This is a genomic window from Psychrobacter sp. TPE 89C (assembly GCF_055522395.1).
On record NZ_JBVFXW010000063.1, the window covers coordinates 1 to 13,580 of the forward strand.

Below are 13,580 nucleotides of genomic sequence, written 5' to 3' on the forward strand. Positions count from 1 at the left end.
GTAGATAAACAAGGAAGAAATTGCCGTTAATATGAACATATTGACAAAATTTCTGACGATGTTTAGCAAAATTTAGCCATTTTAAGGCCACTAAATGTATTAATGTGCTAATTGATGACACGCCCTAGGTTTGAGCTAATGTATCGTACTCTAATGCCAATCTAAACGTTCATAAAAAGCTGTAATGGCAAAGCTGGCAAGTAACTTGCTTTAGCTGTATTGCTAGTATCAAGTGACAATACTTTATTTGCTAATAGCAAAATTGTCCAAGGTAGCAATTTATGCTCAAGTTTTTGTACACGTGCTTGTAAACTATTAGCCGTCTCTGTTTGATTGATCTCTAACAGCGCTTGAGTCAAAACAGTGCCTGCATCGAGCTCAGCAGTGACAACATGAATACTACAGCCATGGTGACGCTCACCGGCTTGAATAGCTCGTTGATGGGTATCAAGTCCCTTGTAAACAGGCAATAGAGAAGGGTGTAAGTTAATCATAGGCGCTGGCGCATTGTCGATAAATGGGCCACTTAATACACGCATAAAACCGGCTAACACTATTAAATCAGGTTGCCATTCAACAAGCTGTGCGTTTGCATGAGTTTCAAAAGTTTTGATACCCATGCGTTTGCCGTTGGCAACGTGTGACAGTAACGCGACTGGAATATTAGCATCATTGGCACGTGTGATGGCATAAGCGTCATCACGATTGCTAATGACACCTACTATCTCGATCGGTAGTGCGCCAGCTTGCATGGCATCGATCAATACTTGCAAATTGCTACCACTGCCTGATACCAGAACAGCGATACGTAACGGCTTGTTGGCGCGACTGGTATTATTGGCTAGCATTAACGGTACACCACTGCATCCACTTCACGACTGACCATTTCGCCTAACTGCCATGCTTTTTCGCCAGCGTCATTCAATATATTGATAGCCGCTTCAGCTTTATCTTTAGGAACAACAATTACAAAGCCAACACCGCAGTTAAAGGTGCGGTACATTTCACTCTGCTCGATGTTACCTTGGGTTTGTAACCAAGTGAATAGCTCTGAAAACTGCCAGCTATTGGTATCGATGCTAGCGGCTAGTGTTTCAGGCAATACACGCGGTAAGTTATCTGTCAGGCCACCACCTGTGATATGTGACATGGCATGAAGGGCTGAACTACCAAGAGTGTCTTGCAAAGCTTTGATGGCTTTAACATAGATACGAGTAGGGGCCATGAGTGCGTCTTGGATAGGCTGACCGTCTAATTGTGCATCGCTAGTAGTGACATCAACGCCACTTACTTCGATAACTTTACGAACCAATGAATAGCCGTTTGAATGCGCGCCACTTGAGCCAAGGGCGATCAATACATCACCTTCTGCGACATTTTCACCAGTGATTACTTCGGCTTCTTCAACCACGCCCACACAGAATCCAGCTAGGTCATAATCGTCATCTTGATACATGCCTGGCATTTCAGCTGTCTCACCACCGATGAGCGCACAGTTTGACAGTTTACAACCTTCGCCAATACCAGTGACGACAGTCGCTGCTACGTCAACGTCAAGCTTGCCTGTTGCGTAGTAATCTAAGAAGAATAATGGTTCAGCACCGCAAACCAACAGATCATTGACGCACATAGCGACCAAATCAATACCGATAGTGTCATGACGATGCAGTTGCAAGGCCAGTTTAAGCTTGGTACCGACGCCGTCAGTGCCTGAAACCAATAAAGGTGAGGTGTAACCGGTCGGAATACGACAAAGCGCGCCAAAACCGCCAAGTCCGCCCACAACCTCAGGACGAGAGGTGGCTTTTGCCACTGATTTAATACGTTGAACCAACGCATCGCCTGCATCAATATCAACGCCGGCATCTTTGTAGCTTAAAGAAGGCTTGTTACTCATGGTCATCTCACAAATTTTATAGGGAATGAAGGTCTATCGGTAGAAAAGCGAGTTGGTCGTGTTAATTCTGAATATAGTGGGCGCATTATACCCAAAAACGACCCATACTCGCAAAGCAACTTGCGGATATTTGACTGATATTTAGTGAAGACTTGCTTTAAGTAGCAAATAAAGCGTCAAGAAACAAAAAATGACTGATTTTTAACGGTACTCTGCGATAATGGGAATCTAAATTTACTGTCAATAACTGTTTGCTATTAAGGTGTTGTTACTCAATAACACTTATTTCAAAGCAATCATATCGCAACCTTAAATCAGCCTAAGCCTAGGATAACTTGTTATGATGAACCAACCAATCGACCTCTTTTTTCGACGCTTATTTATCGTCGTTGCTATGGTGGTGGTTGTCTTTTTATTGTATTTAATGATGCCCGTCATTATACCGTTTGTTTTTGCTTTCGTACTCGCTTACTTATTCAATCCGCTGGTCAAACGCCTATCGAAATATATCAAACGCTGGATAGCAATTATCATTGTCTATTCGACCATCACGTTAGGAATGGTGCTGCTGCTATGGTGGTTGATACCGACATTGTGGAATCAGTTACAAGCGGCGTGGGACTACTTACCCAAAGTGTTGAACTGGTATAACCAAGTGGTGCGAGAATGGTTTGTTAATAACAGCCGTATTAGTTTACCTGAGCTGGAGTCAAAAGGGTTTTCTGAGACGCTGGTCGATTACATGCAAACGAATTATAAATTCGAAGATGCCAGCACGATGATGAGTCATATCATTGCCTCAAGTATGAGCTTTATTAATAATGCGGGACTCATCGTATTAGTGCCTATTCTGACATTTTATTTCTTATTCAACTGGGATCAGCGTTTACATACTTGGAAAATGGCGGTTCCAACGGCTTATAATGAAAAGTTTGTTCAGATTGCCAGAGAGTGTGATCGTGCATTGATGGCTTTTATTAAAGGTCAGTTATTTGTAATGGTGCTGTTGGGCATGATTTATGCGGTGCAGTTGCAGCTCATTGGTCTTGAGCTTGGACTTATCATTGGTATGGTTGCGGGGGTTGCTAGCTTTGTTCCTTATTTGGGGTTTGGTATCGGTTTCATCGCTGCCATTACTGCATGCCTCTTCCAATTTGGACTAGACTGGACTTATCTGTCATTAATCGCTGGTGCATTTTTGGTTGGGCAGGCCGCTGAGGGTTATGTACTGCAGCCGTTGCTATTAGGTGATAAGATTGGTCTATCACCGCTATGGGTTATCTTTTCCGTATTGGCAGGGGCAAGCCTATTAGGTTTCGTTGGTATGTTGATAGCCTTGCCTGTCTCAGCGGTGCTTAATGTATTGTTCCGCCATTTATACGCTTACTATCGTTCGACTGATTTTTATAAAGGCCGTAAGCAATTGGCTTTGTTTGAAAAGAATTAGATAATTTACTGTCAAATTAACGTGTTTATCATAAATTGGCAGTAGAATTATGAGAGAGATGAAAGGTGGTTGATAAGGCTTAATAGGTAAAAGACTTGTCAGTCATTTTGCAAATATGTTATATATAGGCGCAGTGTTAGTAGTATCAGTGGTTATTCGTTGGTAAGAGCTATTTTGATAATAGCAGTTCGACGATATGTCCATAGCCAAGAACACGGCAGACCAACGCCACAAGTTTATATTAAGTCGTATTGAACACAGTAAAGTCAGTTCTACGACCGTTATGCCTCCTATTTTCCATTGTGTTACGTAAAACGAGTTGATGATTCATGGCAGAAGCACAGCTAAGTCTCAATCTGGACATTAAGCATGATGCAAGTCTAAGCGACTTTGCCGGTCCTGGTTGGATGTCGATTATTGATGCAGTGCGGCAGTTACATGTCGGCCTGATAGGACAGCTGTATCTATTTGGTAGTCCTGCTACTGGTAAGTCTCATTTGCTATCAGCAATCTGTGAATCGTTTATTGAGATGGACAAATCCGCGATTTGTTTGTCACTCAACGAGTTGATTCATGCCGATGTCCACGTGCTTTCATCTTTAGAGAACTTTGATCTGATCGCAATCGACGATTTAGAAGTCCTTGAGCAAAGCAGTCAGTGGCAAGAAGCTTTATTCCATTTGATTAATCGTAGTCGTGAAGGTCAGCGCCAGTTACTGTTTGCAGCCAATAAACCTGCTGATGATTTACCTTTTCAGCTGAGAGATTTATTGACCCGTTTGGCACAAGCACCTACGTTTAAAGTACCTAATGGTCATGATCTGGCAGATCGTCAGGCATTGTTGCAGTCTATCTTGCGTCGACGTGGCTGGCAGTTTGATGATCGAATTATTGACTATTTGCTTACGGAAGGACCTCACCGTATCGGGGCGATGATGGACGTGCTCAATTATATTCAACCGATGTTTTCTAACCTTGGCCGCAATAACATATCCAAAGCAGTCATAACTGATGCGTTACGTACTATTGATGAGCAGACACTAGCCGCAGAGCTTGCTGATATTGCGCAAGAGACGCAAGTAGATCATGACGCTGCAGATCAAGATCAACATACTATGCCATTCGACTTTTAGCCTAGGGCGTGTCTTCAATTCACTCGATATTCATCTAAATGGGCTAAAAATGGCTAAATCTTGCCAAACTACGTCAAATAGCTAGTTAATATCCCGATATTATCTGCGCTATTTTTCTTGTTTGACGGCAATTTATCTCACTTTTATCACCATTTTTAAAATGAAGACACGCCCTAGAAATAAGAATACTTTTATCTAAAATGTTTTTACTATTAATGGAATCACTTATGAAACCCAATGCTTCTTTGCTAAAAAAATTGACTATCGGTACGTTACTCATTGGTGCAAGCTCTGTCCCTATGCTGTCGCAAGCAGAGGTCACTCTGTTGGTTGATGACCATATCAAGGTCACTGCGATTAATGGGCAAGAACTTCAGCAGAGTGCTTTTCAACCTCTGGTGAAAAAGCTCACGCTTGAACCTGGACAACATGCTATTACTGCTAAATATGACCGCTTATATAGACTGAACAGTGATGAACATGACTATCTACGTTCGGGTAACGTCAGTGTGACAGCACAATTGGCTGATAATCAAACCTATCGTTTGACTATGCCAAGTCAACCAGAAGAGTATAAAGCGGCTAAAGAATATGCCAAGCAGCCAACATTGGCCGTACAGCAGAACAATACTGTGATCGCTAGCCAGCAAAGTATGGCCAATAACCAAGGTGGATTGTTTTCAGGTTTGGGTAACGTAATAGGCGGTGTATTTGGTGGCTCGGGTGATGCTGAGATGCAAAACCAACGTGTTATTGCATCATTAGACAAGCCAGCTGTTGCAAATCAGAATACTGTACAGCAAACGACAAGCGTTAATTCATCTAACAGTAATTTAGATCAGTTTATGCAAATCTGGCTACAAGCAACACCTGCTGAGCGTGAAAAAATGAGCCAGTGGATTCAAAAATAAATTACCGTTTTCGTAAATACTTAACAATAAAAAAGCACCTATCTAGGTGCTTTTTTATTTGTACATTATAGCTTTATCTCATTTTATTCTGGCTACTATTAACCCAAAAAGGCGTTGTACATCCATACTAACTTTTCTTGCTCTTGTACATATGCATCGACAAGATCAGCTGACCCTTGGTCTTCGCCTTCTGCTGCTAGAGTAGATACTTGACGCTGTTCTTCGATAAGCTCTTGTAGGCCTTTTACTACGCCTTTAACACAGGTCGTGCCGTCTTTAACGTTTTTATCTTCGCTAATGCTGGTATGCTGAGCAAAGTCGCTGTAAGCATGTAATGGCGTGCCGCCTAGCGTTAGAATACGTTCAGCGATTTCATCAATTTGTATTTGTAGTGAGGTATATAGTTCTTCAAACTTTGGATGTAAAGTGAAGAAATGCTCACCTTTTACGTTCCAGTGATAGCCGCGTACATTAATATAAAACATATGGTAGCTTGATAATAGGCCATTTAACTTAGCAATTACTTCGCTCATGTCTGCTCTTTCTAGACCGATTTGGTTAGTCTCATTATTACTCATAATATTATCCTTATAGTGTGAGTGTTGATATAAAAATTAAATGAAGAAAGTTATAACTGTAACTTATTTATATAACCTAGCGCTTCTGCAATCTTTCTTCTGATGCCTATTATAATAACAAAGCATCATCGACAAGTTAAGTTTAATAAATACAATAATGCGATTGGTTTATCAAAAGAGCTAAACCCTTTATCGTTCAATAAATGAGCAATAAAGAGCTATTTAATGTTTTATGCTGGTGGTTGTAAGTTCTCAGGGTTTAATCCTTTAACGGCAATGAATTCCTCTAAATGCTGACGCACTGTGTCGATTGGGAATTTCTGTGCTTGCAGGCGTTTAGGCACAATTTGGCTGCCTTGCTGACCTTTCATCTCAAACATGATAAAGATGTAATCATCAGTCTCATCCCAGCTTTTGACAGAAGACCATGGGATAACTGCTTGTTGAGTATTGCTCGCGCGCATTTGCATACCACGCATTTGCGAGTTTTTCATCAAATCAGGTTGATTGACAGGCATGGCCATCACTAAGCCATGCTTCTGTACACCCAGTTTCATTTGGCGCATCTCATCTGGCATTTCTTGGTCGGCCACTTGTTTTTCGAATTCTCTTTTAACATACCATTTAAAACCAAGGGTACGAACCAGTAAGTACACCACCACTGAAACCAACATTAACCAAAAAATAATGGTTGAGTAGCCTGTGACAAAGACCAACCCTGCAATCGCTAGTACCACGACTACTGCCATAATGATCCACTCTTTCATTTTGATGCTTTTTAGACCAAAAGAAGGGCTGGCACTAGAAAATAGCTCGTATTGTGCTTGGTGAAATTCTGCCTCAGTTAGGTTTAAGGCGACAGGTTGCAGCGTGTAGGGGTACAGGGCCATAAAGGTTTCTCAAATACTTGTGTTAAAAGTGTTGGGTTTAAATCACCAAAGTGCAGCAGCTACGCGGCACTTGGCTGAAAGTGAAAAAAGGTATGCACTTATCTTACCGAAAAGCGCTCTCAAATGAAACATATAAGCAGCACTGTTCACGGATAGACGCGATATTATAGCGATTAATTAATACGGATGATGATTATGAGGGCTTGTGAATGCTTAAAGCATATTATCAAGTTAAAAATCGCATGCTATTAATCATCAAAGCGATGAATGAAAGTATCGCCAAAACATGGTCAAATGAGATGGGTCTTGGTATTATAGCGGCTACCACTTATTTTGATAAAAGCAGCACCTTTAAAACTAGTACCTTTAAAAATAAAACTTTTAAACCTCTTATTCACTTCTAGCGTTACAGGCAACTATTATGATTGATCCGAAACTCTTACGCGGCGATTTAATCGACTTACAACAGCAACTGGCCACTCGTGGTTATGCACTTGACATGGATTTTTGGCAAACGGTTGAGTCAGAGCGTAAATCTTTGCAGATCAAGACTGAAGAATTGCAGTCGCGCCGTAATGCTGGTGCTAAGCAAGTGGGCGCGCTAAAAAAATCAGGCGAAGATGCCAGTGAGCTATTGGCTGAGATGCAGAGCGTCAGTGGTGAGATTAAAGCGGCTGAAGATGAATTGCGCACTTTGCAAGAGCGTATCACCAAAGCTGGCATGCAAATCCCTAATATTCCAGCAGCCGATGTGCCAGTGGGTGCGTCAGAAGATGATAACGTAGAAGTACGTACATGGGGTACACCGCGTACGTTTGACTTTGAGATTCAAGATCACACTTATATTGGTGAGACACTTGGAATGCTTGATTTTGAAGCGGCGACCAAGCTGACTGGCAGTCGCTTTAATGTGCTAAAAGGACAGTTGGCGCAGATGCATCGTGCACTGATTCAATTTATGCTCAATACGCATACTATGAAGTACGGCTATCTTGAGACCTACGTGCCTTATATTGTGAATTCAGACAGCCTCAAAGGTACAGGGCAATTGCCTAAGTTTGAAGATGATTTATTTAAATTGAAAAATCATACTAATAACGAAGATATGGACTTTTATTTGATTCCTACCGCCGAAGTGCCAATGACCAACTTGGTACGTGGCGAGCGTCTGGATATCAGTGAGCTGCCACTTAAATTTACCGCGCATACGCCTTGTTTCCGTAGTGAAGCGGGCTCTCATGGTCGTGATACTCGTGGTCTGATCCGTCAGCATCAGTTTGAAAAAGTTGAGATGGTCAATATTGCGACGGCTGAGCAGTCTGATGAGTTGCTAGAGGCGATGACAGGACAGGCTGAATACATCTTGCAGCAGTTAAACCTGCCATACCGCACGGTTCAGCTATGTACGAGTGATATGGGTTTTGCCGCACAAAAAACTTATGACATCGAAGTCTGGTTACCGAGCCAAGATACCTATCGCGAAATCTCAAGCTGCTCTAATTGTGGTGACTTCCAAGCGCGCCGCATGGGTACGCGTGTCAAAGATGGCAAGCAAACCAGCTTAGCTCATACTTTGAACGGGTCAGGCTTGGCAGTTGGTCGTACGCTACTGGCAGTGATGGAAAATCATCAAAATGCTGATGGTAGCATCACGATTCCAGAAGTATTGCGTCCGTTTATGGGCGGTGCTGAGACGATTTCAGTTTAATAGCTACCTTGCTTATACCAGCTGTGAGCTACTAAGATGACTCATAGCTTTTTAATATAGGGCAGTTTGATAAAACTGATACAAATTACTGTGAAATACTCACCGCTAAGCCATGCCATTTTTTGGCGTGACTTGCACCAAATATGTTAATATTGCACTTTGATTTTATAGCCAACACGGTAAGGGCGCATTTTGCGTCCTTATTTTATTACCCTTTGAGTAAACTCTCCTCTTATCAGCCATACCCCTCATTTGAATATTAGGACACTCTATGCCAGCTCCAATTAGCGAACGTAAATTAGCCAATGCCATTCGTGTACTGTCGTTTGACGCGGTACAAAAAGCCAACTCTGGTCATCCAGGTGCTCCGATGGGCATGGCTGATATTGCTGAAGTTCTGTGGCGCAAGTTTTTGAAGCACAACCCAACCGATCCACAGTGGCATAACCGTGACCGCTTTGTCTTATCGAACGGCCATGGCTCAATGCTTATTTACTCATTGCTGCATTTATCTGGTTATGATTTGAGCATCGATGATCTGAAAGGTTTCCGCCAGCTGCATTCAAAAACTCCAGGTCATCCTGAGCTTGGTTATACACCAGGTGTCGAGACGACTACTGGCCCACTAGGTCAAGGTATCGCCAATGCCGTTGGTTTTGCAATTGCAGAAAAAACTTTAGCGGCACAGTTCAATCGTGACGGCCACAACATCGTTGACCATAACACCTACGCATTCTTAGGCGATGGTTGCTTGATGGAAGGTATCAGTCATGAAGTGTGTTCGCTAGCTGGCACGTTAGGTCTTGGTAAGCTGGTCTTCTTCTATGATGACAATGGCATCTCTATCGACGGTAATGTCGAAGGCTGGTTCACTGATGATACGCAAGCGCGTTTTGAGTCTTATGGCTGGCAAGTTATCAAAGTAGATGGTCATGATGCTGATGCGATCACTCAAGCAACTGAACAAGCGCTTAAAGAGACTACCAAACCAAGTCTTTTGATTTGCAAAACTACGATCGGTGCTGGTAGCCCGAACAAACAAGGTCTAGCAGCCAGTCATGGCGCACCACTAGGTGATGACGAAATCGCTTTGACTCGTGATGCATTGTCTTGGAAGCATGCCCCGTTTGAATTAGATGATGAAATCTATGAAGCGTGGGATGCTAAAGCCAAAGGTGATGTCCAGCAAAAGAACTGGGAAGCTGACTTTGACGCTTATAAGAAAGCCTATCCTGAACTGGCGTCTGAGCTATTACGCCGTCTAAATGGTGATTTGCCTGCTGATTTTGATAGTCAAGCACAAGCCTATATTCAGCAAACGCAAGAAGCGGGTGGCGATGTTGCTAGCCGTAAAGCCAGTCAAAACGCTATCAATACCTTACAGCCATTATTACCAGAATTGCTAGGCGGTTCAGCGGATTTAGCTGGCTCGAACCTTACGCTATTCAAAGGCGCTAAAGGCATCGAAAAAGACGCTGACGGCAACTATATTTATTATGGCGTACGTGAGTTCGGTATGACCGCGATTGCCAATGGTATCGCATTACATGGCGGCTTTATCCCTTACGTAGCGACGTTCCTTATGTTTATGGAATACGCACGTAACGCGGTACGCATGGGCGCACTCATGAAGCAGCGTGTCATCCATGTCTATACGCATGACTCTATCGGTCTGGGTGAAGATGGCCCAACGCATCAGCCAGTTGAGCAATTAACTAGCCTACGTACCACGCCAAATCTACGCACATGGCGCCCGTGTGATGCGACTGAATCTGTAAGCGCTTGGGTAGAAGCAATCAAGTCTGAAAATAACCCATCAGCGTTAATCTTTAGTCGTCAAAGCTTGCCACATCAAGCACGTGATAGTGAGCAAGTAGCCAACATCACCAAAGGTGGCTATGTACTTGCGAAAGAGCAAGGCGAGCTACAAGCCATCATCATAGCCACTGGTTCAGAAGTTGGCCTAGCGATGGAAGCGTATGAGACATTGAGCGCAAATGGCGTTGGCGTCCGTGTGGTCTCTATGCCATGTGCTGAGATTTTCGTTGAGCAAGATGCTAGCTATCGTGAAGCCGTATTACCTGCCAATATCCGTGCACGCGTAGCAGTCGAAGCGGCGCATGTAGATTACTGGTATAAGTTTGTTGGTCTAGATGGCAAAGTTATCGGTATGACCACTTACGGCGAATCTGCTCCTGCTAGCGACTTGTATAAAGAGTTCGGTATTACAACTGACGCTGTAGTTGATGCGGTAAATAGTTTGGTGTAATAAACCTAACTTAGTTAGTGTTTAAAAAAGAGCTACTAGAGAAATCTAGTGGCTTTTTTTTATGGTTGGGTTTTTAGTTTCAGGTCAATTTGGAGCTAATTCTATCGTTCGCTTGTATTTAAACCACTATTATCGTCAGCAGAATGAAACTATTGTTAAGGCTAGTGATAAAATTAAATTCTTAATGGTATCAATAGTGGTTTGTGTTGTAAATTGCTAGAAAAATAATATGATCTTAAGTTAAGATCTAAATGATTAACTCTTTTCACTCGTAACATAGCTGCATGTATATTCTGTGACGAAATCAGAATGAATTAGATTGAAGTTTTTTAAGCTCTGATTTACTTTTTCAAAGCTTGTAAGTATCTCAGGACTAGATATTATTTCCTGAATGAACATATAGATATTACCTTTCAGCTTATTAAGTTCAGTATCCGTCATGACTCTAAAATTTCTCATTGGAGAAGCATGATAGTCAAAAGTCTTACTCGGATAAATAATGATAGGAGTATAAGAAAATTCATTTTCAATAGGCTTATAAGTATCTACAAACCACTGAGTAGAGTTTAGTAACTGGCCACAATAGTTTTTAGTTATTTTTTCATTCTCTGCTTGGTTTTTACATTCTATTATCAAATAGACATTTGGATATATATTGAGCAATACATCTGGACCTTTATTTATGGTTGCATCAGGCTGCTCGCTGCTGAAGCCTATAAGTAACACAATTTCTGCTAACGCTTTTTCAAACAATTTTGCTGAAGCTTTTGGGTTAAACTCAAGGTTTTTTACTAAGCTATCATATAAGAAAACAAGCCCATTAGTGTCTTCCATATATTTTTCAAGGTATTCAATACATCTTTTAGATTGGTTCGTGTCCTTCAACTGTACTTTAGTATAGCTAATGCCTTGTAAGGGACGTAACAGTAAGTTGTTCGATTTCTTTGCAGATAATTGAATTTCTTGTGATTTTGTAGGGTTCAAAACATTAAGGTATGTAGATAAGATCTGTTTGAGATAACCTTTTTCTTTCATACTGTCCGTCTTATTGATGAGATCTTGAAAAGCAGGTACAGCGATCTCGATATTAGTACCACTAATACTTTGATTATAAATACTACGTAAAGTTTTAGCTTTACTAGATGGCTCCTTGTTTAAGCTTATAATGTCATTCAATATGGATTTACTTATCTCTACCCAGTTGTCCTCACGATCTAAACACATACCGATTGCATCTTCATAGCTAGAATTTTGTTCTTTAATTTGTTCTGTAACGTTAGCAGATAGGTCGTATTGTGCTTTGGTAGCTGGAGAGAAATTTTCAGTAGCGTTGCTGTTGTATATTATGTCCGTAAGGCTAGAATCCATTAGTATTACAGCGCAGTAATCAAGGTTAGAACGTACTCCTCTTCCCATACCTTGTTCTATTTTCTGAATCAACCTAGATGAAGAAGAAGCACCTAGATAATCATTTTCCATTTTATCGATATACCTAGTGATTGGTGGTACACCATCAATCACTAATAATCTACAAGCTTCATCGGGCAGGTCTATTCCGTCATAACGATTAACTAAAACAACAAGTCCAATATGTCCATTTTTTAGGCTATCAACGCCTTCATCTATATTCTCACTGTCTAAGATCAAATCAGAATGATTGGCCCAGAGTTTAGCTTTTTCATAAGAGGGTACAATAACAACAACATTAATTGACTCTGATTTTTCTTTGCAAAACTTTCTTATACTGTCTTCATCAACGTTAGGATCGATTGCTTTAGGTATCAAAATCAGTCTTTCGCCTATATCATTACAGTTCTTGGGCTGTATTACATTGTCTTTTGAATAATCTTCTACATTGAAGTGGCTAAAAAGTATTGAGTCATCAGCCATGGTAGCAGTCATAAAAATTATTCTATCTGTATTCCTCAATGTATTTATCACGTCGATAGGTATTTGAAATGGCGATATCTCGAATGATTTATGTGTACAAACACAGCTACAGTATTTGAGGTAGTGCTTTACTAGTCCCCATTTAAATTTCAAAAAACTCTCATCTTTGCTATCTCTTAATAAGCTATAAGTTTTTTCTAGTCTACTTTGCCAATCCCAATATGGAATTAAAGCAAATTCATGAGGATCAAATGCCTCTAGTTCAATATATTTTGTTTCGTACTGTCTCTTTAAATCCTCTGAAAATAGTTCCCAAAGCTCTTGTCCGCAATCAGAATCTCTTGGAATTTCTAAAGTGAATTGATCTTCAATGATATCTAAACAAGCGTGTGCATCATCAATTATTAATGAACCAATACTAATTTTTTGTGTATTAATACCAAAGACTGACATCCCATTAACTAATTTTTGTATCGTAATAACACCGATTGACTTTGAGTTCTGAAATTCAAAAGACTTTACATCATCGGTAACACTTAAATTTAATTCATTAGCAGTTTCGATCACCTGAGAAGCTAATTGATTGTTAGGGCATACGTACAGTGCAGGACCTTTTAATTCATTCAGACTACTCTGAAGAATCATTAATCCAACTACAGTCTTACCAGAGCCTGTATTCATTTTGATCACTAGGTTTTTTTTATCTTTTTTAGTAAACCAGTCTGACCAAACTTGATCTTGTACGTCTCTAGGATAGGCGTAAGTATAGTCAATCCAAGATAAAAGAAGTACATCCCATATCATGAAACAGTTTTGGTAAATTATTTTCCATCCAACCTTGGCGTAGAAACTTAGCT

Annotated in this window: 11 protein-coding genes; 6 read left to right on the top strand and 5 right to left on the bottom strand. The window is 41.0% G+C overall.

From position 1 onward, the window contains the following. Window positions 1–161: 161 nt before the first annotated feature. Together purN and purM are read right to left on the bottom strand one after the other, a co-directional pair. Window positions 162–848 (bottom strand): phosphoribosylglycinamide formyltransferase, encoded by a 687-nt coding sequence (gene purN / locus ACZW67_RS13125; protein ID WP_465183615.1) that lies wholly within the window; start codon window positions 846–848, stop codon window positions 162–164. Next, window positions 848–1,897 carry a phosphoribosylformylglycinamidine cyclo-ligase gene (purM, locus tag ACZW67_RS13130; protein ID WP_465183616.1) on the bottom strand — a complete coding sequence of 350 codons (1,050 nt, stop codon included), beginning with the start codon at window positions 1,895–1,897 and terminating at the stop codon, window positions 848–850. The genes purN and purM overlap by 1 nt, the downstream gene beginning before the upstream one ends. 340 nt (window positions 1,898–2,237) lie before the next feature. Here purM and ACZW67_RS13135 point away from each other — a divergent pair, with 340 nt between their 5' ends. The 3 genes from ACZW67_RS13135 to ACZW67_RS13145 all read left to right on the top strand — a co-directional run bounded on the left by ACZW67_RS13135 (window position 2,238) and on the right by ACZW67_RS13145 (window position 5,388). Further along, window positions 2,238–3,344: an AI-2E family transporter gene (locus tag ACZW67_RS13135; protein ID WP_465183617.1), complete on the top strand. Its 1,107-nt coding sequence runs from the start codon at window positions 2,238–2,240 to the stop codon at window positions 3,342–3,344. A 329-nt stretch (window positions 3,345–3,673) separates the two neighbouring features. Then, complete coding sequence (gene hda, locus ACZW67_RS13140) at window positions 3,674–4,477, top strand: DnaA regulatory inactivator Hda (protein WP_465183618.1); 804 nt, start codon at window positions 3,674–3,676, stop codon at window positions 4,475–4,477. A gap of 227 nt (window positions 4,478–4,704) precedes the next feature. Further along, window positions 4,705–5,388 (top strand): DUF2057 family protein, encoded by a 684-nt coding sequence (locus ACZW67_RS13145; RefSeq protein ID WP_465183619.1) that lies wholly within the window; start codon window positions 4,705–4,707, stop codon window positions 5,386–5,388. A gap of 98 nt (window positions 5,389–5,486) precedes the next feature. Here ACZW67_RS13145 and ACZW67_RS13150 read toward each other — a convergent pair whose 3' ends face one another. Continuing rightward, complete coding sequence (locus ACZW67_RS13150; protein ID WP_465183620.1) at window positions 5,487–5,966, bottom strand: Dps family protein; 480 nt, start codon at window positions 5,964–5,966, stop codon at window positions 5,487–5,489. Window positions 5,967–6,196: 230 nt separating this feature from the next. Then, window positions 6,197–6,856 carry a YcxB family protein gene (locus ACZW67_RS13155; protein ID WP_465183621.1) on the bottom strand — a complete coding sequence of 220 codons (660 nt, stop codon included), beginning with the start codon at window positions 6,854–6,856 and terminating at the stop codon, window positions 6,197–6,199. 209 nt (window positions 6,857–7,065) lie between these two features. Here ACZW67_RS13155 and ACZW67_RS13160 point away from each other — a divergent pair, with 209 nt between their 5' ends. The 3 genes from ACZW67_RS13160 (at window position 7,066) to tkt (ending at window position 10,833) form a co-directional block, all read left to right on the top strand. Continuing rightward, window positions 7,066–7,260: a hypothetical protein gene (locus ACZW67_RS13160; protein WP_465183622.1), complete on the top strand. Its 195-nt coding sequence runs from the start codon at window positions 7,066–7,068 to the stop codon at window positions 7,258–7,260. Window positions 7,261–7,277: 17 nt separating this feature from the next. Beyond that, on the top strand, window positions 7,278–8,564 hold the full coding sequence (gene serS, locus ACZW67_RS13165) for a serine--tRNA ligase (RefSeq protein WP_465183623.1): 1,287 nt from the start codon (window positions 7,278–7,280) through the stop codon (window positions 8,562–8,564). Between the two features lie 271 nt (window positions 8,565–8,835). Next, window positions 8,836–10,833: a transketolase gene (gene tkt, locus ACZW67_RS13170; protein WP_465183624.1), complete on the top strand. Its 1,998-nt coding sequence runs from the start codon at window positions 8,836–8,838 to the stop codon at window positions 10,831–10,833. A 255-nt stretch (window positions 10,834–11,088) separates the two neighbouring features. Here tkt and ACZW67_RS13175 read toward each other — a convergent pair. After that, window positions 11,089–13,580 (bottom strand): DEAD/DEAH box helicase family protein (locus ACZW67_RS13175; protein WP_465183625.1); only part of this gene is annotated, 2,492 nt, incomplete at its 5' end.